The organism is Caballeronia concitans, assembly GCF_001544615.1.
GTDB classification, from domain to species: Bacteria; Pseudomonadota; Gammaproteobacteria; order Burkholderiales; family Burkholderiaceae; genus Caballeronia; species Caballeronia concitans.
On the sequence record NZ_FCNV02000001.1, the window covers coordinates 1,242,193 to 1,264,084 of the forward strand.

Annotated in this window: 21 protein-coding genes and 1 tRNA gene; 15 read left to right on the forward strand and 7 right to left on the reverse strand. The window is 64.4% G+C overall.

From position 1 onward, the window contains the following. Window positions 1-110: 110 nt before the first annotated feature. Window positions 111-1,565 carry a sensor histidine kinase gene (locus tag AWB72_RS05725; protein WP_040048816.1) on the reverse strand — a complete coding sequence of 485 codons (1,455 nt, stop codon included), beginning with the start codon at window positions 1,563-1,565 and terminating at the stop codon, window positions 111-113. 163 nt (window positions 1,566-1,728) lie between these two features. Here AWB72_RS05725 and AWB72_RS05730 point away from each other — a divergent pair, with 163 nt between their 5' ends. The 5 genes from AWB72_RS05730 to AWB72_RS05750 all read left to right on the forward strand — a co-directional run bounded on the left by AWB72_RS05730 (window position 1,729) and on the right by AWB72_RS05750 (window position 4,156). Then, window positions 1,729-1,905 carry a DUF1328 domain-containing protein gene (locus tag AWB72_RS05730; protein ID WP_040048815.1) on the forward strand — a complete coding sequence of 59 codons (177 nt, stop codon included), beginning with the start codon at window positions 1,729-1,731 and terminating at the stop codon, window positions 1,903-1,905. Window positions 1,906-2,013: 108 nt separating this feature from the next. Then, entirely contained in the window at window positions 2,014-2,175 is a 162-nt protein-coding gene (locus AWB72_RS05735) for a DUF1328 domain-containing protein (RefSeq protein WP_040048814.1), read from the forward strand. Between the two features lie 155 nt (window positions 2,176-2,330). Beyond that, a complete protein-coding gene (locus AWB72_RS05740; RefSeq protein WP_040048813.1) occupies window positions 2,331-2,903 on the forward strand; it encodes a ferritin-like domain-containing protein in 573 nt (190 codons plus the stop codon). Window positions 2,904-3,014: 111 nt separating this feature from the next. Then, the gene (locus tag AWB72_RS05745) at window positions 3,015-3,647 is read left to right on the forward strand and encodes a response regulator (RefSeq protein WP_040048812.1); all 633 of its coding nucleotides are present in this window, start codon (window positions 3,015-3,017) and stop codon (window positions 3,645-3,647) included. A 68-nt stretch (window positions 3,648-3,715) separates the two neighbouring features. Continuing rightward, window positions 3,716-4,156, forward strand: a complete 441-nt coding sequence (locus AWB72_RS05750; RefSeq protein WP_244285519.1) for a response regulator — start codon at window positions 3,716-3,718, stop codon at window positions 4,154-4,156. Between the two features lie 88 nt (window positions 4,157-4,244). Here AWB72_RS05750 and AWB72_RS05755 read toward each other — a convergent pair whose 3' ends face one another. Further along, window positions 4,245-5,483 carry an MFS transporter gene (locus AWB72_RS05755; protein ID WP_040048810.1) on the reverse strand — a complete coding sequence of 413 codons (1,239 nt, stop codon included), beginning with the start codon at window positions 5,481-5,483 and terminating at the stop codon, window positions 4,245-4,247. Window positions 5,484-5,643: 160 nt separating this feature from the next. Between AWB72_RS05755 and AWB72_RS05760 the strand changes: the two genes are divergently transcribed. Further along, window positions 5,644-5,728 (forward strand) — tRNA-Leu (locus AWB72_RS05760). Between the two features lie 56 nt (window positions 5,729-5,784). On the opposite strand, the gene AWB72_RS05765 is transcribed toward AWB72_RS05760, so the two are convergent. Then, entirely contained in the window at window positions 5,785-6,066 is a 282-nt protein-coding gene (locus AWB72_RS05765) for a hypothetical protein (protein ID WP_040048919.1), read from the reverse strand. A gap of 174 nt (window positions 6,067-6,240) precedes the next feature. On the opposite strand from AWB72_RS05765, the gene AWB72_RS05770 reads away from it, so the two are divergent. From AWB72_RS05770 to AWB72_RS05780, 3 genes are all read left to right on the forward strand, one after another. Further along, the gene (locus AWB72_RS05770) at window positions 6,241-6,588 is read left to right on the forward strand and encodes a hypothetical protein (RefSeq protein ID WP_040048918.1); all 348 of its coding nucleotides are present in this window, start codon (window positions 6,241-6,243) and stop codon (window positions 6,586-6,588) included. 112 nt (window positions 6,589-6,700) lie between these two features. Next, complete coding sequence (locus tag AWB72_RS05775) at window positions 6,701-7,285, forward strand: TMEM175 family protein (RefSeq protein ID WP_040048809.1); 585 nt, start codon at window positions 6,701-6,703, stop codon at window positions 7,283-7,285. 7 nt (window positions 7,286-7,292) lie between these two features. After that, entirely contained in the window at window positions 7,293-7,751 is a 459-nt protein-coding gene (locus tag AWB72_RS05780) for a metallophosphoesterase family protein (RefSeq protein ID WP_040048917.1), read from the forward strand. A gap of 59 nt (window positions 7,752-7,810) precedes the next feature. On the opposite strand, the gene proP is transcribed toward AWB72_RS05780, so the two are convergent. The 3 genes from proP to argA all read right to left on the reverse strand — a co-directional run bounded on the left by proP (window position 7,811) and on the right by argA (window position 11,665). Then, entirely contained in the window at window positions 7,811-9,295 is a 1,485-nt protein-coding gene (proP, locus tag AWB72_RS05785) for a glycine betaine/L-proline transporter ProP (RefSeq protein WP_040048808.1), read from the reverse strand. Between the two features lie 662 nt (window positions 9,296-9,957). Continuing rightward, window positions 9,958-10,230, reverse strand: coding sequence for an oxidative damage protection protein (locus AWB72_RS05795; protein WP_040048806.1), 273 nt, complete (start codon window positions 10,228-10,230; stop codon window positions 9,958-9,960). A 64-nt stretch (window positions 10,231-10,294) separates the two neighbouring features. Beyond that, window positions 10,295-11,665: an amino-acid N-acetyltransferase gene (argA, locus tag AWB72_RS05800; RefSeq protein ID WP_040048916.1), complete on the reverse strand. Its 1,371-nt coding sequence runs from the start codon at window positions 11,663-11,665 to the stop codon at window positions 10,295-10,297. A gap of 22 nt (window positions 11,666-11,687) precedes the next feature. On the opposite strand from argA, the gene hrpA reads away from it, so the two are divergent. The 6 genes from hrpA to AWB72_RS05830 all read left to right on the forward strand — a co-directional run bounded on the left by hrpA (window position 11,688) and on the right by AWB72_RS05830 (window position 21,201). Further along, window positions 11,688-16,412 carry an ATP-dependent RNA helicase HrpA gene (hrpA, locus tag AWB72_RS05805; protein ID WP_084592723.1) on the forward strand — a complete coding sequence of 1,575 codons (4,725 nt, stop codon included), beginning with the start codon at window positions 11,688-11,690 and terminating at the stop codon, window positions 16,410-16,412. A 146-nt stretch (window positions 16,413-16,558) separates the two neighbouring features. Then, a complete protein-coding gene (locus AWB72_RS05810) occupies window positions 16,559-17,581 on the forward strand; it encodes a YVTN family beta-propeller repeat protein (protein ID WP_040048805.1) in 1,023 nt (340 codons plus the stop codon). Window positions 17,582-17,715: 134 nt separating this feature from the next. Continuing rightward, window positions 17,716-18,732 carry a sterol desaturase family protein gene (locus AWB72_RS05815; protein WP_040048804.1) on the forward strand — a complete coding sequence of 339 codons (1,017 nt, stop codon included), beginning with the start codon at window positions 17,716-17,718 and terminating at the stop codon, window positions 18,730-18,732. Between the two features lie 90 nt (window positions 18,733-18,822). Next, complete coding sequence (locus AWB72_RS05820; protein ID WP_087127897.1) at window positions 18,823-19,680, forward strand: EI24 domain-containing protein; 858 nt, start codon at window positions 18,823-18,825, stop codon at window positions 19,678-19,680. A gap of 10 nt (window positions 19,681-19,690) precedes the next feature. Then, window positions 19,691-20,509 (forward strand): competence/damage-inducible protein A, encoded by an 819-nt coding sequence (locus tag AWB72_RS05825; RefSeq protein ID WP_040048802.1) that lies wholly within the window; start codon window positions 19,691-19,693, stop codon window positions 20,507-20,509. Then, window positions 20,506-21,201, forward strand: coding sequence for a copper homeostasis protein CutC (locus AWB72_RS05830; protein ID WP_040048801.1), 696 nt, complete (start codon window positions 20,506-20,508; stop codon window positions 21,199-21,201). The genes AWB72_RS05825 and AWB72_RS05830 overlap by 4 nt, the downstream gene beginning before the upstream one ends. Before the next feature lie 15 nt (window positions 21,202-21,216). Here AWB72_RS05830 and AWB72_RS05835 read toward each other — a convergent pair whose 3' ends face one another. Further along, the gene (locus AWB72_RS05835) at window positions 21,217-21,681 is read right to left on the reverse strand and encodes a rhodanese-like domain-containing protein (RefSeq protein ID WP_040048800.1); all 465 of its coding nucleotides are present in this window, start codon (window positions 21,679-21,681) and stop codon (window positions 21,217-21,219) included. Window positions 21,682-21,892 lie beyond the last annotated feature (211 nt).

Below are 21,892 nucleotides of genomic sequence, written 5' to 3' on the forward strand. Positions count from 1 at the left end.
CGACGGGCCTCACCGGTGTAAACAATCATAAAAAAAGCGGGTGGGCCTCGGCTGTAGGCACGCATGTGTTTTTTCTGTCGGTGTGATCCGTACTTGGCGTCGGCATCGTCCTACGCAGCGGAGCGGGCCGGCGCGGGCTCTGCATCGCCATGAACGCGCTCGCGCGGCATCGATACGCTGATGCTCGTGCCATGCGGCTTCACGCGCTCGATCTCGAAGCGTCCGCCGCGCGCCGACACGCGCTGCCGCATGCCGACGAGCCCGTGCGTCTGCGTGCGCTTCAAATCTTGCGGACGGATGCCGACGCCGTCATCGGCGATATGCAGCGACACGACTGCCGCATCCATCGTCAGCGCGACGCGTATACGGCTCGCGCGCGCGTACTTCGCCGCGTTCGTGAGCGTTTCCTGCGCGACGCGAAAGAGCGCGATTTCGATGGCCTCGCCGAGCTTCACGTCCTCGCCCGGCAGATCGAATTCGACGGTCCAGTTGTTGCGCTGCGCGGCTTCGTCGACGAGCGAGCGCAGCGCGGTCACCAGGCCGAAGTTGGCGAGCACGGTAGGCCGCATGTCCTCGATGATGCGGCGCTTGAGCGCAATGCCCTGATCCAGATTGACGATGGCGCGCGAGAGTTTCTCGGCCATCGCCGGTTCGCTTTCGCGTAGCTTGCCGCGCACCCACGCGACATCCATCTTGCTCGCGGTGAGAATGGAACCGAGTTCGTCGTGCAGTTCGCGGGCGAGCTGCGTCTTCTCGTCTTCGCTCACCGACTGCAAGTGCCATGCGAGCGCTTCCAGTTGCCGTGTGCGTTCGAAGACGAGCTGATCGAGTTCTTCCTGCTGCGTGATGAGTTCCTTTTGCACGCGATCCTGCTTGTCCAGCTGAATGCCGAGATTCCGAAAGAGCAGCAGAAACAGCACGATGTTCAGCGCGCACAACGCGCCGACGCACAACGTGGAAATGCGCTGATCTGCGCGGCTCGTATCGAGCGCGTGCTGCGCGCGCTGCTCTTCGTTCAGGCGCAGGAGGGAGAGGGCGGCGTCGAGCGTGGAGTTGTCGGAAGCGGAAGGCTCGGCGGCGTCCGGCGATGATCCCGCGAGCCGCGCCGCGCCGCTTTCGATCTCCTCATTCGCCGCCGCGCTGACCTGCGCGAAGCTGGCGAGCGCGGTGTCGTCGCCGATGCGGCGGTAATAGGCATCGAGCGTCGACAGCGCGCGGCGCACGTGCGCGGCGGTCGAATCGAACTGCGACTTGTAGGCCGGGTCCGGCTGCAACACGAACGCGCGCCGTTGCGCGGAGAGCGTCGCGATGTCGGCGGCGAGCGCGGAGAGATCGGCGGTGGCGGTTTTTGCATCGAGCGCGGTCTCGTATTCAGCGGCGATGCGCATGCGTCCCGATTCGAGAATCACGAGACCGCCGACCGTGATGACGATGGCGACCGTCATTGCCACCAGCCAGCTATAGCGGCGCATCCATTCGTTGATGCGGGCAAGTCCGGCGCGCGGCGGCGCGGACGGCGGGTCGTGGGCAACGGGCGACAGAGTCGCGCGAGGTACGTGGCTCATGGCGTGGTCTCAGGCGTCGCGGGGGCGAACGATGATTCGCTCGCGGAGCCGATTGAAAGCTGATGTCGGTGGATTCTCACAGCAAAAAAGGAGCCAGCCCGAATGCGCATCGGTGAGTGCACCGCTAGGATGGGCTCACTATCCATTCCTACGGGGAAAGATCATGCTGAAGTGGGCACTGTTCTTTGCAATCGTGGCCGTGATCGCCGGTCTGCTCGGCTTCACCGGCATCGCGGCGGGCGCGGCGTCGATCGCCAAGTTCCTGTTCATCCTGTTCCTGATTCTGTGCGTCGTGTTTCTCGTGCTCGGGTTCGTCATTACCAAGAAAGCGGTCGATTAGCGGGGCTTCATCGCATCCCTAATCACACTGGAACGTGAGGGCGGCGGCATTTCCGAGCTGAGCCCCGCCCGAGCGGACTCTGACAAGAACGATCAACGAGGAGGTTCCATGCTTCATTACGCCGCCGTTTTCTTCGTGATCGCGATCATCGCCGCCGTGTTCGGTTTTACCGGCATCGCAGCCGGCGCTGCGGAAATCGCGAAGATCCTGTTTTATATTTTTCTCGTGGTGTTCGTCGTCACGCTGTTGCTCGGCGTGTTCAGGACATGACGGCCACGCACTTTTGATACGCGGTTCCGGCGCGCCGTCCCGAGCGGGCACGGCGCGTGCATCGAAGACGATGATCGGATAGCAGGGCGCTATGAAGAGAACGCGCGGACCTGCATCAACGACCGCCAATCACCCCATCCACAGGAGCCAATCACATGTCCAAATCGTCTGCTGTAAATGCGCCGGGCCAATCCTCGGACGCTTTCGTCCTCGACGTGGAGAAGATCCGGAACGACGCGCGTCAGCACATGGACGAAGGCCCGGTCACGTCGACGTACAGCGCGGACCGCGAGACCGTGCTGAAGCTGCTCAACGACGCGCTCGCGACCGAATGGGTCTGCACGCTGCGTTACAAGCGCCACTATTTCATGGCGAAGGGCATTCATTCGGAAGCCGTCGCGAAGGAATTCGCCGAGCACGCGACCGAAGAGCAGGAGCACGCCGACATTCTCGCGGAGCGCATCGTCCAGTTGGGCGGCGAGCCGAACTTCGCGCCCGATAGCCTCAAGTCGCGCTCGCATTCCGAGTACAAGGAAGGCACGGATCTCATCGACATGATTCGCGAGAACCTGATCGCCGAGCGCATCGCGATCGACACGTACCGCGAGATCATTCGCTATCTGGGCGACAAGGACGTCACCACGCGCCGTATCTTCGAAGAGATTCTGGCCGTGGAAGAAGAGCATGCCGACGACATGGCCGACCTGCTCGAAGGCCGCAACGGCTGATTTCGCGGAACCTCAGGATGCGATGCGCGGGCGAGCGGAACCGCGCATCGCGCATGAACGAAGCATGCGTACAATGACCGCTCACCTATTCAAGCAGTGCGGACGGCGCGAATGATTCGAGTCTTGATAGCCGACGATCATGCGATCGTGCGCAGCGGGTTCAGGCAGTTCGTCGCCGACGAACCCGATATGGAAGTGGCGGCGGAAGCATCGACCGGCGACGAAACCATCGCGCTCGTGCGCGAGCAGGCATTCGACGTGGTGCTGCTCGACATCGCGATGCCCGACAAGAACGGCGTGGACACCTTACGCGTCATCAAGCAGATCAGGCCGCAGCAGGGCGTGCTGATGTTGTCCGGCTTTCCCGAGAGCCAGTACGCAATCAACCTGCTCAAGGCCGGCGCGAACGGTTATCTGAACAAGGACGCCGCGCCCGACGAGATCGTGCGCGCGATCCGCACGGTGGCGCGCGGGCATCGGTATCTGTCGGAGTTCATCGCCGATGCGCTCGCCGACAAGCTCGACAAGCCCGCAGCCGAACGGCCGCATGAAATGCTTTCCGAGCGCGAGTTCCAGATTTTCTGCAAGCTCGCGGGCGGCCGGATTCCGACGGAGATCGCGCAGGAGCTGCATCTGTCGGTGAAGACGGTGAGCACGTATCGCGCGCGCGTGCTGGAGAAGATGCGGCTCGCGAACAACGCCGATCTCACGTATTACGCGATCAAGAACGGGTTGATCGAATAGAACGGAACCGAGAACATAACCGAGCGCTTGCCGCCGACGAGGACGCAGTAAAGCGGAGGATGCCCGCCGTGGGCCACATCACCATCGACGATTCGGCAGAACAGCACAGACCGCGCGGCGCGCCGCTCGCGGTGCTGCTGATCGAGGATTCGCCGCTGATCCGCCGCAGTCTCACCGAAGCCATCGACGCGCTCGGGCCGTGGCGCGTGACCGCTTTCGCCGATGCACCCGACGAGGCCATCGCGCTGTTGTCGTCGCAGCCGTTCGATGCGGTAATCGTCGATCTGCAACTGAAGCGCGGTTCGGGCATCGACGTGCTCGCGTGGCTCAAGGGCGCGGAAACGCGGGGCGTCGCGAAGGGCGCGTTCGTCGTCGTGCTGACGAATCACGCGTTGCCGGCTTATCGCGAGCGGTGTCTGCAATACGGCGTGCGCCATTTCTTCGACAAGTCGCTCGAGTTCGATCGCGTGCTCGATGCGATGGAGGAGTACGCGCGGGAGCGGGTTTGAACGGCCGCACGGAACGGTGTTCGCACACTGCGCGCTTCTATCCCACCGTCAGCGCTTCTCGCGGCTCCATCGTCCCGCTATTCCCCGCTCACGCGCCGCTTTCCCGCACCGCGCGCGTCTGGCGCCCGCGCCAGTGACTGAAGCCCGCGAGCGCCGTCGCGCCGAGCCCGACGATGCACACGCCTGTCCAGCCCATCGCGTGCCATGCGAGCGACGCGAGCGCCGATCCCGCCGCCCCGCCGATGAAGTACGCCACCATGTAGACCGTGTTGACCCGGCTGCGCGCCTCGGGCTTGAGCGCGTAGATGCGCGACTGGTTCGAGATCTGCGCGGCCTGCACGCCGACATCGAGCACGATCACGCCGATGACGAGTCCCGCGATGCTCTTCGCCGACAGCGCGAACACGACGAACGACACCGCCACGAGCACGATCGACAGCGTGATGACCGCGCGCGGCCCGCGCTTGTCCGCGGACTTGCCGGCGAGCGGGGCGGCGAGCGCACCCGCCGCACCGACGATTCCGAAAAGTCCCGCCGCCTGCGGTCCCATGTGAAACGGTTCGCCCGCGAGCAGGAGCGTGAGGAGCGACCAGAACGCGCTGAAGCCGGCGAAGAGCGCGCCGCCCGTGAGCGCGGCCTCGCGCAGCGCCGGGCTTTCGACGGTCAGATGCCACATCGACGCGAGCAGCTTGCCGTAGGAAAGCGTGGATGTCGGACGGCTTTTCGGCAGCCGCAGGATCACGACGATGGCGAGCGCGATCGTCGCCGCTACGGACGCCGCGAACACCGCGCGCCAGCCGAAATATTGCGCGACGAAGCCCGACACCGTGCGCGCGAGCAGGATGCCGAGCAGCAGGCCGCTCATCACGGTGCCGACGGCGTGACCGCGCTCGGAGGCGGGCGCGAGTTCGGCGGAGAAGGGCACGGCCTGCTGCGCAATCGTCGATACGACGCCGATCGCGAGGCTCGCCGCGATGAGCACCGCGAGCGTCGGCGCGGTGCTGGCCACGATGAGCGCGACCCCGAGCGCCGCGAGTTGCAGGAGGATCAGCATGCGCCGGTCGAATCGATCGCCGAGCGGCGCGAGCACGAGCATGCCGAACGCGTAGCCGAGCTGCGTGGCGGCGGGCACGGCGCCGATCAGATAGGCGCTTTCGGGAAACGACGCGCGGAAATCGCCGAGCAGCGGCTGATTGAAGTAGATGTTGGCGACGGAGACGCCCGCGATGGTCGCGAGCAGCCAGAGCGTCGCGCGCGAATAGTGCGGATGGCGCTCGGGCGTTTGATCGTGAGAAGCGTGCGGCGACTGATGCGATGACGCGGACATGGTTCGTTCCGTCGGACGGGCAGGAGGGCGGCTTGAGGCAAGCCGCCGATCATACTGGAGACGGAGAAGGTCTGCTGGCGGGGCGATGATACGAAGCGGCTTCGCGCGCCGTCACACGGTCCTGACACGGCGCACACGATGGTAGAATCGCGTCCGCCCTGCCGGGGTGATGAAATTGGTAAACATAGCGGACTTAAAATCCGCCGCCTAACGGCTTGCCGGTTCGAGTCCGGTCCCCGGCACCAGGCGTGAATCACTGCATGGCCGACCAACGGCATTCCTACGCCGAAACCGTCGCGCTCTAAACCGCATGCCCCAGCACGCGCGCCACGTAATGCCGTCCCCAGGCTTCCCCATGCGCGAGCGCCTCGGCGACCGTCTCGAACGGACCGTGATCGCCCGTCATTTCGCCTGAGTCGTCGGTGAGCGTCGAGCCGTGCACCGGTCGCTGATCCACGCGCGTCACGCGCACGCGAATCGCGTAACCTTCGACGGGCGCTTCATCTTCGCCGTCGCGCTGCAACGGCGTGGGCACCGCGCTCATGTTCAGCATGTAATCGCCTACTTCGATGTCCTTCTGCATGGCGGCCTCCGCATCGTCGGGCGGGAAACGAATCATCAAACGAGACTTGCGCCGATTGTGCTACCGCGCCCGAGCGTCGAACAAGTGGCTTCGCGCGTGTTATAAAGCTTCGCCGCAAACTCACATTTCGCTCCGATGCGCCCGCGCCGCGTCGGGCATCGACCGATTCCATCGATGAACATCCGCTCCCGCCTGCTTCCGCTTCTCACGATTCCGCTCGCGCTCATGGCCGGCTGCACGTCCTATTACCGCAACATCGACGCGTGCAAGGAACGGATGCACGCCGAATATCCGGATGCCGCGAGCGCGCCGCTGAAAGTCACCGGTTCGGGCGCGGCTATCCACGGCACGCGCGTCGTCGTGCACGGCACGATCAAAACGCCGGCGACGCCGCCCGCGACCAAGACCACCGACACGCCCGCCGCCGCCGAATGCACGTTCACCGACAACACGCTGACGGCCTTCCAGTGGCTCGCGCCCGCGAAGCTCGTGCCGAAGCCGCAGGCGGACGACGACCAGTAGGCATCGCCCGGACGCGCGATATTGAAAGCCATTCGACAACCTCGCGCACCTCACGCATAATCGGCGACTCACTTGCCACGGCTCGTTCGAAGCCAACTCGCGAGGACATCCAATGGGCAAGACCCGGCTCGAAGCGTTCAGCGATGGCGTCATCGCGATCATCATCACGATCATGGTGCTGGAACTCAAAGTCCCGCACGGCGACGACCTCGCCGCGCTCGCGCCGCTCGTTCCCGTGCTCGCCGCCTACGTGCTCAGTTTCATCTACGTGGGCATCTACTGGAGCAATCATCACCATCTGCTGCACGCCATCAAGCGCGTGAACGGCTCCGTGCTGTGGGCCAACCTGCATCTGCTCTTCTGGCTCTCGCTTTTTCCGTTCACGACGAACTGGATGGGCGAGAACCATCTCACCGCCGTGCCGACCGCCTGCTACGGCTTCGTGCTTTTCATGACGGCCGTCGCGTACTACATCCTCACGCGCACGCTCATTTCGATGCACGGCGAGAACTCGCCGCTCGAACGCGCGCTCGGCGCGGATCGCAAGGGCAAGATATCCGTGCTGCTGTATCTCGTGGCGATCGCGGCGTCGTTCTGGCAGCCGTGGATCGCCGCCGCGATCTATGCGATCGTCGCGGTCGTGTGGCTCGTGCCGGATCGACGCATCGAAAACATGCTGGTGAGCGAGGAGCAATGACGCGGTGATTCGCATCGGCCTCATCTCCGATACGCACAACCTCGTGCGCCCCGAAGCGCTCGACGCACTGCGCGCGTGCGATCACATCATCCATGCGGGCGATATCTGCAAGCGCGAAGTCCTCGACGCGCTTGCGTCGCTTGCACCGCTCACCGTCGTGCGCGGCAACAACGACATCGGCGAGGACGTCGCGTCGCTGCCGGAGCACGCGCGCATCGAACTCGGCGGCGCGACGATCCACGTCGTGCACGATATCGCCGATCTTCCCGCGCAACTCGACGGCATCGATGTCGTCGTGACCGGGCATTCGCACAAACCTGTTGTCGCGCGGCGCGACGGCGTGCTGTTCGTGAATCCGGGCAGCGCGGGGCCGCGTCGCTTCAAGTTGCCGGTCACAGTCGCATTGCTCGACGTCGATACCGATGCTGAAACGATCGATGCGCGCATCGTGACGCTCATCGCCTAGGGACAAAAAAAGGGCCGGCGCTTGACGCGCCGGCCCTTCTTCACATCGACCCAAATCGCTTATGCGCGGGCGGCGTTGTCGAACATGGAATCGTCCATTTCCGCAGCCTCGCGATGGCCGCGCAGGATCGCATGCGCTTCCGAATGCGACGCCACCGCGGGCGGCGAGCCCTTCAGCGGCTTCTTCGCCGTTTCGTGCAGCGCGAGCACCGACACGATGCCGATCACCGATGCGCCCATCAGATAGTACGCGGGCATCATCAGCATGCCGGTCTTGTCGACGAGCCATGCCGTGACGAGCGGCGTCGTGCCGCCGAACAGCGACACCGACACGTTGAAGCCGATCGCGAGCGCGCCGTAGCGGATCTTCGTCGGGAAGAGCGCGGGCAGCGAGGAGGGCATCACGCCCGTGAACGTCGAAAGCAGCGCGCCGAGAATCATCATGCCCGCGAAAACCGACGGCATCGTGCCGACGCGAATCAGCGTGAGCGCCGGAATCGAGAGCACCAACAAGCCGACGCAGCCCGCGAGCATCACCGGCTTGCGGCCGATGGCATCCGACAGACGGCCCGCGAGCAGCGTGAGCGGCACCATCAGCACCATCACCACGAGCACGATGAAGAGGCCATGCGTCTCGTTGAACTTGAGCGTCGCGGACAGATAACTCGGCAGATACGACAGCGCCATGTAATCGGTCACGTTGAAGATCAGCACGAGGCCGACGCATTGCAGAAGCGGCTTCCACTGCTGCACGAGCGTTTCGCGGAACTGCGTCTTCGTGGTTTCGTGCGCGGCCGCTTCCATCTTGTCGGCTTCGCGCTGGAACGCAGGCGTCTCTTCGAGCTTCATGCGGATATACAAGCCGATGAGCCCGAGCGGACCCGCGACGAGGAACGGAATGCGCCAGCCCCAGCCGAGCAGCGCGTCCTTCGACAGCACGCCGGTCAGCACCGCGACCACGCCCGCGCCGAGCACGTAACCGACGAGCGTGCCGCATTCGAGGAAGCTCGACATGAAGCCGCGCTTCTTGTCCGGCGAGAATTCGGCGATGAACGTCGCTGCGCCGCCGTACTCGCCGCCCGTCGAAAAGCCCTGCACGAGCCGCGCGACGAGCAGCAGCACGGGCGCCATCACGCCGATCGTGTCGTAGCTCGGAATCAGGCCGATACAGAACGTGCCGATGGCCATCATGATCATCGTCATCGCGAGCACGCGCTTGCGGCCGATGCGGTCGCCGAGCGGGCCGAACACCATGCCGCCGAGCGGACGCACGAGGAACGCGGCCGCGAACGTGCCGAAGGTCGCGAGCAGCTGCGCGGTCGGGCTGCTCGACGGGAAGAACACCTTGCCGAGCGTCACGGCGATGTAGCTGTACACGCCGAAGTCGAACCATTCCATCGCGTTGCCGATGGCCATGGCGCCGACGGCGCGCTTGAGAAGTGATTGATCGACGATGGTGATGTCGTCGAGCGTGAGACTGGTCGATGCATTCGATGCTTGGGACGCACTGCGCTTGCGCCAGAGGCCGTCGTGTAGAGCGGTCATAGGGTGAAGAACTCCGTGTTCAAATGCCCAGCGCTCCCGCGAAAACGGCTCGCGAAAAGCGTCGGGCGCGCCGGCGAGCGGCGCGTATTGCCGGATAGTGCAGTTTCGTGACGGCGCCGCAGCGCATTCGGATCGTCGATGCGAAAGACGATGGTTCTTCGCGCGCCGGACGAGGAAGTCCGAAGCGGAAGATCGAATGGCAAGCACGGTGCCGGTGCCTCGCGGCGGAAGTCGCGAAATTGCACTCGGGATGAAACAAACGAATTTGACGGGCGGACGGCGAACTCGGGGAGCTGCCGCGGGTGGAACCGCTACGTCGGCGAAACTACAAGGCTTGGAACGAAAAAGGCCGGCGTGCGCGAAAAACGCTAAATACCGACAAGCCTCTTTGTATAAAAACTGTCACTACCACGCAGTGCTTGATGCAACCGCCTGCGCGTGAATGATGGTGAATTGCTGTTGATAACGAGCGAGATAATAACACGATGACAGACGATGTGCAAACCGGCCCGTCGGACGGGTTCATTGCGCATCGCTGAATCCCTTGTGGGACATAGGATTCGGCCTAGTTGCGTCTTAACTTTTTAGTACGTATTTCGGACGCGCCGGCCAACAAAAAACCGACCACGGCGGGTCGGTTTTTCGTCTAAGCAAAGGCCGGATCAGCTTTGCGGCGGCACGTAGCCGGAAGCGGTATCGGCGCCTTCGCCGAAGAAGTACTTTTCGGTCTGTTTGATCAGATACTGACGGGCGCGCGGATCGGCCATGTTCAGGCGATTCTCGTTGATGAGCATCGTCTGCTGCTTGAGCCAGCCTTGCCATGCTTCCTTCGAGACCGTCTCGTAGATGCGCTTGCCGAGCTCGCCCGGCAGCGGCGGAAAGTCCAGTCCCTCGGCTTCCTTGCCGAGCTTTGCGCATTGAATCATTCGGGCCATCGTGTGTTTCTCCTGTATCGGGTGCGGGACGCGTTTTATGAGTGCGCGCGTCCGGAAATCGTGTTCAAAGCTGTTTCATCAGCACGAGCGACTTGCGCTGCCAGTTGTAGAGGCGGCGGCGGTCTTCGGGCAGATCGTCCACCGTGACTTTCACGAAGCCGCGTTTGAGGAACCAGTGCTCGGTGCGCGTCGTGAGCACGAAGATGCGCGTGAGGCCGCGCGCGCGGGCGCGCTGCTCGATGCGCTTCAGGAGCCGCTCGCCGTCGCCCGAGCCTTGCGCTTCCGGCGCGACCGTCAGGCACGCCATTTCGCCGATGCGCTCCTGGGTGTACGGATAAAGCGCCGCGCAGCCGAAGAGCACGCCGTCGTGCTCGATGACCGAAAAGTGGTCGATATCCCGCTCGATCTGGTGACGCCCGCGCCGCACGAGCGTGCCGTCGGATTCGAGCGGCTCGATCAGCGTGAGAATGCCGCCGACGTCGTCGGGCGTGGCTTCGCGCAGGCTTTCGAGGTTCTCGTACGAGATCATCGTGCCGACGCCGTCGTGCAGGAAGAGTTCGAGCAGCACGCTGCCGTCGAGCGCGTACGGAATGATGTGCGCGCGCGCCACGCCGCCGCGGCAGGCGCGGATCGCGTGCTTCAGATAGAAAGCGGTGTCGCCCTGAAGCTCGCCGGATTCGTGCAGGCGATACGCGTCGTCGAGCGACATTTCGCGCACGAGCTCGCCTTCCTGATCGACGAGGCCGGGAATTTCGGTGACGAAGATGATCTTGTCGGCGCGCAGCGCGATGGCGGCGGCGGACGCGACGTCTTCCATCGACAGATTGAACGCCTCGCCCGTCGGCGAAAAGCCGAGCGACGAGAGCAGCACGAGCTTGTTGCTCGCGAGCGACTGGCGGATGGAATCGCCGTCGATCTTGCGCACGACGCCCGTGTGCTGGAAATCCACGCCGTCCAGAATGCCGACCGGCCGCGCCGTCACGAAGTTGCCCGACACGACGCTGATGTGCGCGTGAGCCATCGGCGTGTTCGGCAAGCCTTGGCTGATCGCGGCCTCGATGTCGAGGCGCACTTCGCCGGCGGCTTCCTTCGCGGATTCGAGCGCGCGGGCATCGGTTATGCGAAGCCCATGCGAGAACGACGATTCGACGCCGTGCAGGCTCAACTGTTCGTCGAGCTGCGGGCGCGAGCCGTGCACGAGCACGACGTGGATGCCCATGGCGTGCAGCAGGCCGACGTCCTGCACCAGCGCGTTCAGCCGTCCTTCCTGCACCAGTTCTCCGCCGAACGCGACGACGAACGTCTTGTTTCGGAACGCGTGAATATACGGGGCGACGGAGCGCATCCAGTCGACGAACTGGGCGAGGGGATTGGGCGCGTCGGCTTCCATTGCAGCCGGCTGCGACGCGAGGGCGAGGTCGGTTTGGGAATTCATGCCGGGATTATAATGCGACGCTATGCCGAATGTTTTCAAACGCCCCGCGCAGCCGGGCAAGCCGCAATCCGCCGATAAAGCCCTCGATACCCAGGAGCAGTTGAAGAAGCTGCGTGAGAATCTCTTGCGCGAGGCGAAGTCCGGCGCGGAAGAAGAGGGGCTCAGCAAGAAGGAACTGGCGGCGCGCCGCTTCGCCGGGGCGGGGGATGCGCAGAAGCAGCCCGCGACGTCATCGGTTCGCGATGCGGGTGGCAGCAAATCGTCGATGCGTTCGCAAGATGCGGTCGGGTCGAAGGCGGTCGTGATTCCCGGCGAGACGAGCGGACGCGCGCAGTCGCACGAAAGCCGTGGCAAGTCATCTGTGCAGAATCGCGATTCGCGCACCGATCGCAATGCGTCGCAAGCGAAAGATTCGTCACAGCGAAGCGCTGAAGTATCGAACCGCGATACGCGTAGCCAACCGACCCAAGCCGCCGACGCGCCGCGCACGCAAGCGAACGTCGATCGCAAGCAGGAAGCACCGCAACGACGCGACCGCAGCCAGCGTACTGCCAACTCCGCGCAGGAAACTTCCCGCGCGCCCAACCGCGATAAGCAATCGTCCGACGCGCGACGCACCGAGGCGAGCGTCGATCGCAACGATAAGGCTGACCGAAGCCCGCGCGCCCCACGCCCCGACGCCGCCGCGCAGCAAACTGCCCGCGCGCCGAACCGCGATACGCGCAGCGCGCAGGCGCATTCGTCCGAAGCGAGACGCTCGAAACCCGAAAACGACCGCAGCGAGCGCGCGGAACGTGTCGCGGTTCCGGGCCAGCGCCGTCAGCCACGCACCGACGACTCCACGCCGGAAAGGGCCCGCGCATCGAACCGCGATGCGCCCGCTCGCCGCCCCCGCGAGCCACGCGTCGTTACCCCGAACCCGATCCCGCCGATCAGCTTCCCGGAAGCGCTGCCCGTCTCTGGCCGACGCGAGGAAATCGCGCGCGCGATCGACGCGAATCAGGTCGTGATCGTCAGCGGTGAAACCGGCTCGGGCAAGACCACGCAGCTTCCGAAAATCTGCCTTGCGCTCGGACGCGGCCTCGGCGCGGGCGGCAGCGGCCTGATCGGTCATACGCAGCCGCGCCGCATCGCGGCATCGGCGACGGGCCGGCGCATCGCGGAAGAACTCGGCACGCCGTTCGGCGAAGTCGTCGGCTACAAGGTGCGTTTCACGGACAACCTCGCGCCGGGCGCATCGGTCAAGCTGATGACGGACGGCATCCTGCTCGCGGAAACGCAAACCGATCCGCTGCTGAACGCCTACGACACGATCATCATCGACGAGGCGCACGAACGCAGCCTCAACATCGACTTTCTGCTCGGCTATCTGAAGGAAATCCTGCCGAAGCGCCCCGATCTGAAGCTGATCGTCACGTCCGCGACCATCGACGCCGAGCGTTTCGCGCGCCATTTCGGCAGCGATGAAAAGCCCGCGCCGGTGATCGAGGTGAGCGGGCGGCTGTATCCGGTGGAAGTCCGCTACCGGCCGATCGAAGAGGAAAGCGAGGCCGTCAAGAACGCGCAGGGCACGGCGCAGAAACGCAACGACCGCAAGACGGACCGCGATCTGATGGAAGGCATCGTCGATGCCGTCGATGAACTCTGCCGCGTCGGTCCCGGCGATGTGCTCGTGTTCCTGCCCGGCGAGCGCGAAATTCGCGACGCGGCGGAAGCGCTGCGCAAGCATCATCCGCCGCACACGGAGATTCTGCCGCTCTTCGCGCGCCTCTCCGCGCAGGAGCAGGAGCGCGTGTTCAGGCCGTCGAACGCGCGGCGAATCGTGCTTGCTACCAACGTCGCGGAAACGTCGCTGACGGTGCCGGGCATCCGCTATGTCGTGGACACAGGCATGGCGCGCGTGAAGCGTTATTCGTATCGCAACAAGGTCGAGCAGTTGCAGATCGAGCCGGTGTCGCAGGCGGCGGCGAACCAGCGCGCGGGCCGCTGCGGGCGTGTGGCGGACGGCGTGTGCATCCGTCTCTACGACGAAGCCGATTTCCAGGCGCGGCCGCGCTTCACCGATCCCGAAATCTTGCGTTCGTCGCTCGCGGCGGTCATTCTGCGCATGAAGTCGCTGCATCTGACGGCGATCGAAACGTTCCCGTTCATCGAGCCGCCGCCGGGACGCGCGATCGCGGACGGCTATCAGTTGCTGAACGAACTCGGCGCCGTCGATGACGACAACGCGCTCACGCCGCTTGGCCGCGAACTCGCGCGCCTGCCGCTCGATCCGCGCGTCGGCCGCATGATTCTCGCCGCGCGCGATCATCACGCGCTCACCGAAGTGCTCGTGATCGCATCGGCGCTGTCGGTGCAGGATCCGCGCGACCGGCCGATCGAGGCGCAGGAGCAGGCGGATCAGGCGCATCGGCAGTTCGTCGACGAACGCTCAGAATTCCTGCAATGGACGCGCATCTGGAAGTGGTTCGAGGAAGCCGTCGCGCACAAGAAGTCGAACAAGCAACTCGCCGATGCCTGCCGCGCGAACTTCCTGTCGCATCTGCGGCTGCGCGAATGGCGCGACGTGCATTCGCAATTGCTGACGGTCGTGCGCGAACAGGGCTGGCGTCTGAACGAATCGGAAGCGACGTTCGAGCAGATTCATCTCTCGCTCCTGACGGGCCTGCTCGGCAATATCGGCCTCAAAGCCGACGACGAGCCGCACTACCTCGGCGCGCGCGGCATCAAGTTCCATCTGTGGCCCGGCTCCGCGCTGCTGAAGAAAGCGGGGCGCTGGGTGATGGCGGGCGAACTCGTCGAGACGAGCCGTCTGTATGCGCGGACCATCGCGAAGATCGAGCCGGAATGGCTTGAAACCGTCGGCGGGCATCTGCTGCGCAAGTCGCTGTCGGACGCGCACTGGGAGAAGAAGGCCGCACAGGTCGTCGCCTACGAGCGCGCGACGCTGTACGGGCTGACCGTGTACGCGCGCCGCCGCGTGAGTTTCGGCAAGCAGGACCCGAAATACGCGCGCGAGCTGTTCATCCGCGGCGCGCTCGTCGAAGGTGAATTCGACACGCGCCTGCCGTTCTTCGCGCACAACCGCAAGCTGGTCGCGGATATCGAGCAGCTGGAGCACAAGTCGCGCCGCCAGGACGTGCTCGTCGACGACGAACTCATCTACGGCTTCTACGATTCGCTGATTCCCGACGGCATCTGGACGGGCGCGGCGTTCGACCGCTGGTATCGCGACGAGCAGAAGAAAGAGGGCAACGAGAAGCTTCTCTTTCTCTCGCGCGACGACCTGATGCGCCACGAAGCCGCCGGCGTCACGACCGATCTCTTCCCGAAGCGCATGACGATGTCCGGCATCGAAATGACGCTGTCGTATCACTTCGAGCCGGGCGCGCCGCGCGATGGCGTCACGCTCACGGTGCCGCTGTACGGGCTGAATCAGATCGATGCGCGCCGCGTCGAATGGCTCGTGCCGGGCATGATCAAGGAAAAGACGCAACTGCTGCTGAAGTCGCTCCCGCAGAAGCTGCGCCGCCATGTCGTGCCGCTGCCGGAATACGCGGCGGGCTTCGCGGAACGTCATTCGGGGCCGAAGTTCGGCGCAGGCGGACTGGTCGATGCGCTCATCGCCGATATTCGCGAGGAAACGCAGATCGCCGTGAAAAGCGCGGATTTCAAGCTCGAAACGCTGCCCGCGCATCTTTTCATGAACTTCAAGGTGATCGACGAGCACGGCCGCCAGCTCGCGATGGGCCGCAATCTCGCGCAGTTGCGCGCGGAACTCGGTGGGCAGGCGCAGCAGCAGTTCCAGAAACTGACCTCGGCCGCGGCGTTCGATGCACTGTCCGGCGAATCGGAATCGGCGCCGCTGGCGGCGCAAGCTGGCGAGGGCACCGCGCTCTACGAAAACTTAACGACGTGGAATTTCGGCAAGCTGCCCGAACTGCTGGAGATTCGCCGTCGCGGGCAGACGCTCTTCGGCTATCCCGCGCTCGTGGATCGCCTCACGCATTGCGACGTCGAAGTGTTCGATTCGCCCGAGGAAGCGGCGCGGATTCATCGCGCGGGCTTGCGGCGGCTTTTCGCGCTGCAGTTGCGCGAGCCGATCCGCTATCTGGAGCGCAATCTGCCGGGCTTGCGCGAAATGTCGATGCAATACATGGCGCTCGGCACCGCCGATGAATTGCGCGATCAGATCGTCGAGACGGCGCTGGATCGCGCGTGCCTGCAAGACCCGCTGCCCGACGACGACGCAAGTTTCCACGCGCGCCGCGACGCGGCCAAGGGCCGGCTCACGCTGCTTGCGCAGGAAATCGCGCGGCTCGTGGGGACGATCCTCGCGGAATACGCGGCATTGACGAAAAAGCTCGCGCAGGCGAAGCCGTTTCCCGCCGCGTACGCCGACATGCAGGCGCAATTGAACGCGCTCATCGGCAAGCGTTTCGTGATCGACACGCCGTACGCGCAGCTCGCGCATTTCCCGCGCTATCTGAAGGGCATCGGGCTGCGCATCGACAAGCTGAAAGCCGATCCGTCCCGCGATGCGCGTCTCTCGGCCGATTTTCTGCCGCTCGCGCAGAACTATCTGCGGGCGATGTCGCAGCGCGGCGGTGTCGCGGATGCACGGCTCGCCGAATATCGATGGCTGCTCGAGGAACTGCGCGTGTCGCTATTCGCGCAGGAATTGCGCACGCCGATGCCGGTTTCGGTCAAGCGGCTTCACAAGGTCTGGGATTCGCTGCAGCGGTAGCCCCGCGCGCCGGATGTGCCAAAGCGCCGCGGAAAGCGGCATTTCTTGCGCCGGCGCATCCTATCGCGCAAAAAGAGCCGCAGAGTCAACGTGTTGCAGCATGCAAACGTTCTACAATGACGCCTGCTTTCCGACGTGAACAATTCATGCGCTCCAATTTCTTCTCCGGCCGCCTGCGCGCGGCCGCCGCGCGCGCCACGCGTCTCGTGGTTCCCGTGACCGCAGCGCTCGCCGCCACCGCGGCTTTCGCCAACAACGTCATCGTGCTCAATTCGGCGGAAGCCACGCTGAGCCTGATCGACGAAAACACGCATCAGGTCGTCGGCACCGTGCCGACGGGCAAGGAGCCGCATCACCTGATGCCGACGCCCGACAACTCGTCGCTGATCGTGGCGAATTCGGTGTCGAATAATCTGATGTTCGTCGATCCGAAAACCGGCGGCTTGCAGCGCTGGGTGCAGGACATCGAGGACCCGTATCAGATCGGCTTTTCGCCCGACCGCAAGTGGTTCGTCTCGACCGGGCTGCGGCTCGATCGCCTGGACATTTATCACTTCGACGGCAAGGCGCTGACGCTCGCCAAGCGCCTGCCGCTCGCGACCATGCCGAGCCACATCGCGTTCACGAACGACAGCAAGACGGCGTTCATTTCGCTGCAGGTGTCGGGCGAAATCGCGGCGATCGATCTGCCGACGCAGACGGTGAAATGGAAGATGAAGGTCGGTCCGGTGCCGGCCGGCGTCTGGCTCACGCCGGGCGACAAGAATCTGCTCGTCGGCATGACGGGCGCGGATTACGTGGCGGTGGTGGATCTCGCGACGCAGAAGGTCATCAAGACCATCCCGACCGGCAAGGGCGCGCACAACTTCCGTTCGCTCGTGGATGGCAGGCACGTGCTGATTTCGAATCGCGTGGCGAACACCATCAGCATTATCGACGAAGAGACGCTCACGAACGTCGGCAACATCACTGGTCTCTTGCCCGGACCGGATGACATGGAACTTTCCGCCGACAAGAAGTATCTCTGGGTGACGTTCCGCTTCGCGAAGCATGTCGGCGTGATCGACCTTGCAAACCGCAAGCTGATCGAGACCATCAAGGTCGGACGTTCGCCGCACGGCATCTACTTCTACAACCGCGCGCCGGTGACCGCGCCGAACGGCGCCTGACGCGTCGCGGCGAAGGCGGCGGCGACGGCGAATGGATAGGGCACAGGGCGCTCGGGGGCGCCCTGTACTACGATTGAGCCAAGGGCTGCAGTTTCGACGATTCACCCGGCCCCGTTTCTGTTCCACGGAGCACCATGTTTCAGTTCATTCTTTCGTCTCTCGACAGTTTCGTCTCCGCGCTGCAGACCACGCTTTACGTGGATGTGGTGCAGCCGCTGCTGTTCAAGCTCGGCATGATGGACTACGACGAGGACACTTACGACGCGCTGTACTGGGTGATCGTCGGCGTGCTTGAAGTGTTGGCGATGTACGCCGTCCTGCGTCCGCTCGAAGCCTTTCGGCCCGCCGAAACGTGGACGGATCGCAAGGGCGTGCGCGTGGACGTGCTGTACACGTGGATCGTCAAGCTCGGCATCCTGAACCTGTTCTTCTTCTTCACGTTCCAGCCGCTCTTCGATTCGCTGCAAAGCTGGCTGCGCATTCACAACGTGCCGACGCTGGAAATCGACAATCTCTGGCCCGGCGTCACCACGCAGCCGCTCGTCACGTTCGTCATCTACCTCGTGCTGCTGGATCTGGCGGGGTACTGGTATCACCGGCTGGAGCATCGCTTCGGCATCTGGTGGGAACTGCACGCGGTGCATCACAGCCAGCAGAAGATGTCGCTCTGGTCCGACGACCGCAACCATCTGCTCGACGACATTCTGCAGGCCGGCTTTTTCGCGACGGTCGCGCTCGTGATCGGCGTGGAGCCGTCGCAGTTCGTCGTGCTCGTGGCGATCACCAATCTGATGCAAAGCGTGCAGCACGCGAACATTCGCCTGCATTTCGGATGGCTCGGCGACCGGCTGATCGTGAGCCCGGCGTTTCATCGCCGGCATCACGCGATCGGCTACGGCCACGAAGGCACCGCGTACGGCTGCAACTTCGGCGTGCTGTTTTCGTTCTGGGACATCCTGTTCCGCTCGGCCTCGTTCGACCGCACTGTCGAGCCGACCGGCATCCGCGACCAGCTCGGCGCACCGGGCGTCGCGCCGGTCCACTACGGCGACGGCTTCATCGAACAGCACTGGCTGGCGTTCAAGCGCATCGGCGCGCGCCTCACAGCGCGTCGGGCCGCCGCTTCCGACAAGCGTTCCGCTGCGCTCTGACGTCCACATTTTCCGCACTTCCGCACCTGCCAGCGCGCATCCCGCGCGCTGGTTTATCCTGTCGTTTCCTCTCTTTTCGACGAATCACGCATGAATGATTTGCTGCGTTCGTTCGTGCGCGCGCTTGCGAACGTGTTTCACCCGCGCATGCTGTGGCTCACGCTGATGCCGTTCGGCGTCGCCACCATCGTGTGGGGCGCAATCCTCTGGTATTTCTGGCAGACGCTTACCGGAACGGCCAACGGCTTGCTCGACGGCTGGGCGCTGACGTCGACGATGTATCGCCTGTTCGATGCCGTCGGGTTCTCGTCGCTGCATGCGGTCATCGCGCCGTTTCTCGTTGTCATCGTGACAATTCCGCTGATCGTCGTGACCGTCCTGCTGCTGATCGCCACGCTCTCGATGCCCGGCGTCATCACGCTGCTCACGCGCCGTCCGACGGGGCATTACGCCACGCTCGAAGCGCGGCGCGGCGGCTCGTGGTACGGCAGCCTCGGGCACTCGGTGGTGACGACGATCGTCTGTCTCGTCGCGCTCGTCGTGACCTTGCCGCTTTGGCTCATTCCGCCGTTTTTCGCGCTGATTCCGCCGCTTCTGTGGGGCTGGCTCACGTATCGCGTGATGACTTATGACGCGCTTGCGCTGCACGCGAGCGCGGACGAGCGGCGCGCGATCGTGCGCGATTCGCGGTGGCCGCTGCTCGCCATCGGCATCGTGAGCGGCCTGCTCAGTTCCGTTCCGACGATGCTCTGGGCGTGGTCGGTCTGGCTGTTGCCGCTATTTCCCGTCGTCGCCGCCGTGACGATCTGGGCGTACGCGTTCATCCTGGTCTTTTCCGCGCTGTGGTTCGCGCATTACTGCCTACACGCGCTCGAGCGGCTGCGGGCCAACGAGGCGCGTTACGACGCGATCACGGTCGAGACCCGCGACGTATCACTGAAGCAATAAAGGGGCATTCATGGGCATTGGCGTCATCATCATCGGCGACGAAATCTTGTCCGGGCGGCGCACGGACAAGCATCTGCCGAAAATCATCGAATTGCTGGGCGCGCGCGGTTTGTCGCTCGACTGGGCTGAATACGTCGGCGACGATCCCGCGCGCATCACCGCGACGCTCGCGCGCACGTTCGCATCGGGCGATGTCGTGTTTTCGACCGGCGGCATCGGCGCGACGCCCGACGACCACACGCGCCAGTGCGCGGCGAAGGCGCTCGGCGTGCCGCTCGAACTGCATCCGGAGGCGGCGGAACTGATCCGCGCGCGTATCCGCGATACGGCCGAGCAGGCCGGCAAGCCCGTCGATCTGGAATCGCCTGAGAATCTACATCGGCTGAACATGGGCACGTTTCCGAAGGGTGCCGAGATCATTCCGAACAGCTACAACAAGATTCCGGGCTTTTCGGTCGGCGATCATCACTTCGTGCCGGGCTTTCCGGTGATGGCGTGGCCGATGATCGAGTGGGTGCTGGACACCAGGTACGCGCATCTGCATCACGCGACGCCTTACGTCGAACGTTCGCTGCTGGTGTTCGGGCTGCCGGAATCGCGCATCACGCCGCTGATGGTCGCGATCGAGCGCGGTTTTGAAGGCGTGCGCGCGTTCAGCCTGCCGAGCGTCGGCGATGCGGCCCGCGGCGCGCTCTATGCCCGCGCGCATATCGACCTGGGCGTGAAGGGCGATCCGGTGCACGCGAACGCCGCGTTCGACGTTCTGCGCGATGGCGTGATCGCGCTCGGCGGCGAAGTCGTCGAAGTGCCGGCGGAGGACGCGCAATGACCCTGCTGGAAGTCATCGCACTGACGGCGGCCGACGCGCGCGCCGCCGAGCGCGGCGGGGCGAACCGCATCGAACTCGTCACGGCGATGGGCGAGGGCGGTCTGACGCCGAGCATCGGGCTCATCGAATCCGTCGCGGAAGCGGTGCGGATTCCGGTGAACGTGATCGTGCGGCCCCACAGCCGCTCGTTCGTCTACGACGCCGACGACTATGCGGTCATGCTGCGCGACGTCCGCGCGATTGCGAAGACGGGCGCGAACGGGATCGTCGTGGGCATGCTGACGCCGAACGGCGATATCGATACCGACGGGCTGTCGCGCGTCATCGAAGCCACCGATGGCCTGCAGGTCACGTTTCACCGCGCATTCGACGAGGCGCGCGACCTGCACGCCGCGTTCGACACGCTGCTTAAGTTCGAAGCCGTGACGAACGTGTTGACGTCGGGCGGCAAATCGTCGGTGCTCGATGCGGCGGATACGGTGCGAACGCTCGCCGGACGCGCGGCGGGGACGCGTTGTACCGTGCTCGCGGGCGCGGGCTTCACGGTCGATGCCGTCGCGCCGTTCGTCGCGGCGACAGGCGTGCGCGCGGTGCATTTCGGGTCCGGCGTGCGCGTGGATGGCAAGTCGCTCGCGCCGGTCGATGAAGAACGCGTTCGGCGCGTGCGCCGCCTTTTGAACGAGGCCGATTGAGGCATTAGCGCGGACTCACGCGCCCATCCACGGCAAGCCCCGGAAGCACCATCCTGAGACGGTCTTCCTGTGGCCTTGTCCGTCCTTGTCGCCTTCGAAACCTTCCAGCAGATCGTAGGCCTTTTTGAAACCTTCCTTCTGTGCCGCGACAGCCGCGAGCTTGGACCGTGCGGCGCTTCGGCACAGGAAGAGAATCGGCGTATCCGGAGTGGCGATTTGTCGTAATTGTTCGATAAACTCAGCATTCGGCACGGAGCCGGGGTAGCGAATCCATTCTACGTGCGCGTATTGCTCGCCGTTGATGGCCGGACGGCCGACCCAGTCGAGTTCGGCGCGCGTGCGGACGTCCACGAGGCGCGCGTTCGGTTCGAGTTGCAGCAGTTCGAAGGCTTCGGCGGGCAGCAGCGCGCCGGCGTAGGAGAGGTGGTTTTCGGCGGCCCGGCGGGTTGCCTTGTCGTACAGTTGTTCGAGCGTGCTCATGGTTGATGTCTCCGCGAGGCAGAAATAATTCATTCTAGCTTGGCGGAAGACGGCGCAAACCTAGGCCGAATGGCTAACGCGCAGGCTCCAAATTGGTGCGAAGCGCGCCCGACGCACGCGAATGGTGCGCTCAAAGGGAGGGGCTAGCGGGGACGCACTATTTCGGTGCGAGCGACGTGGGCGATCTGTCACCCGCGCCGATCGAACCGCG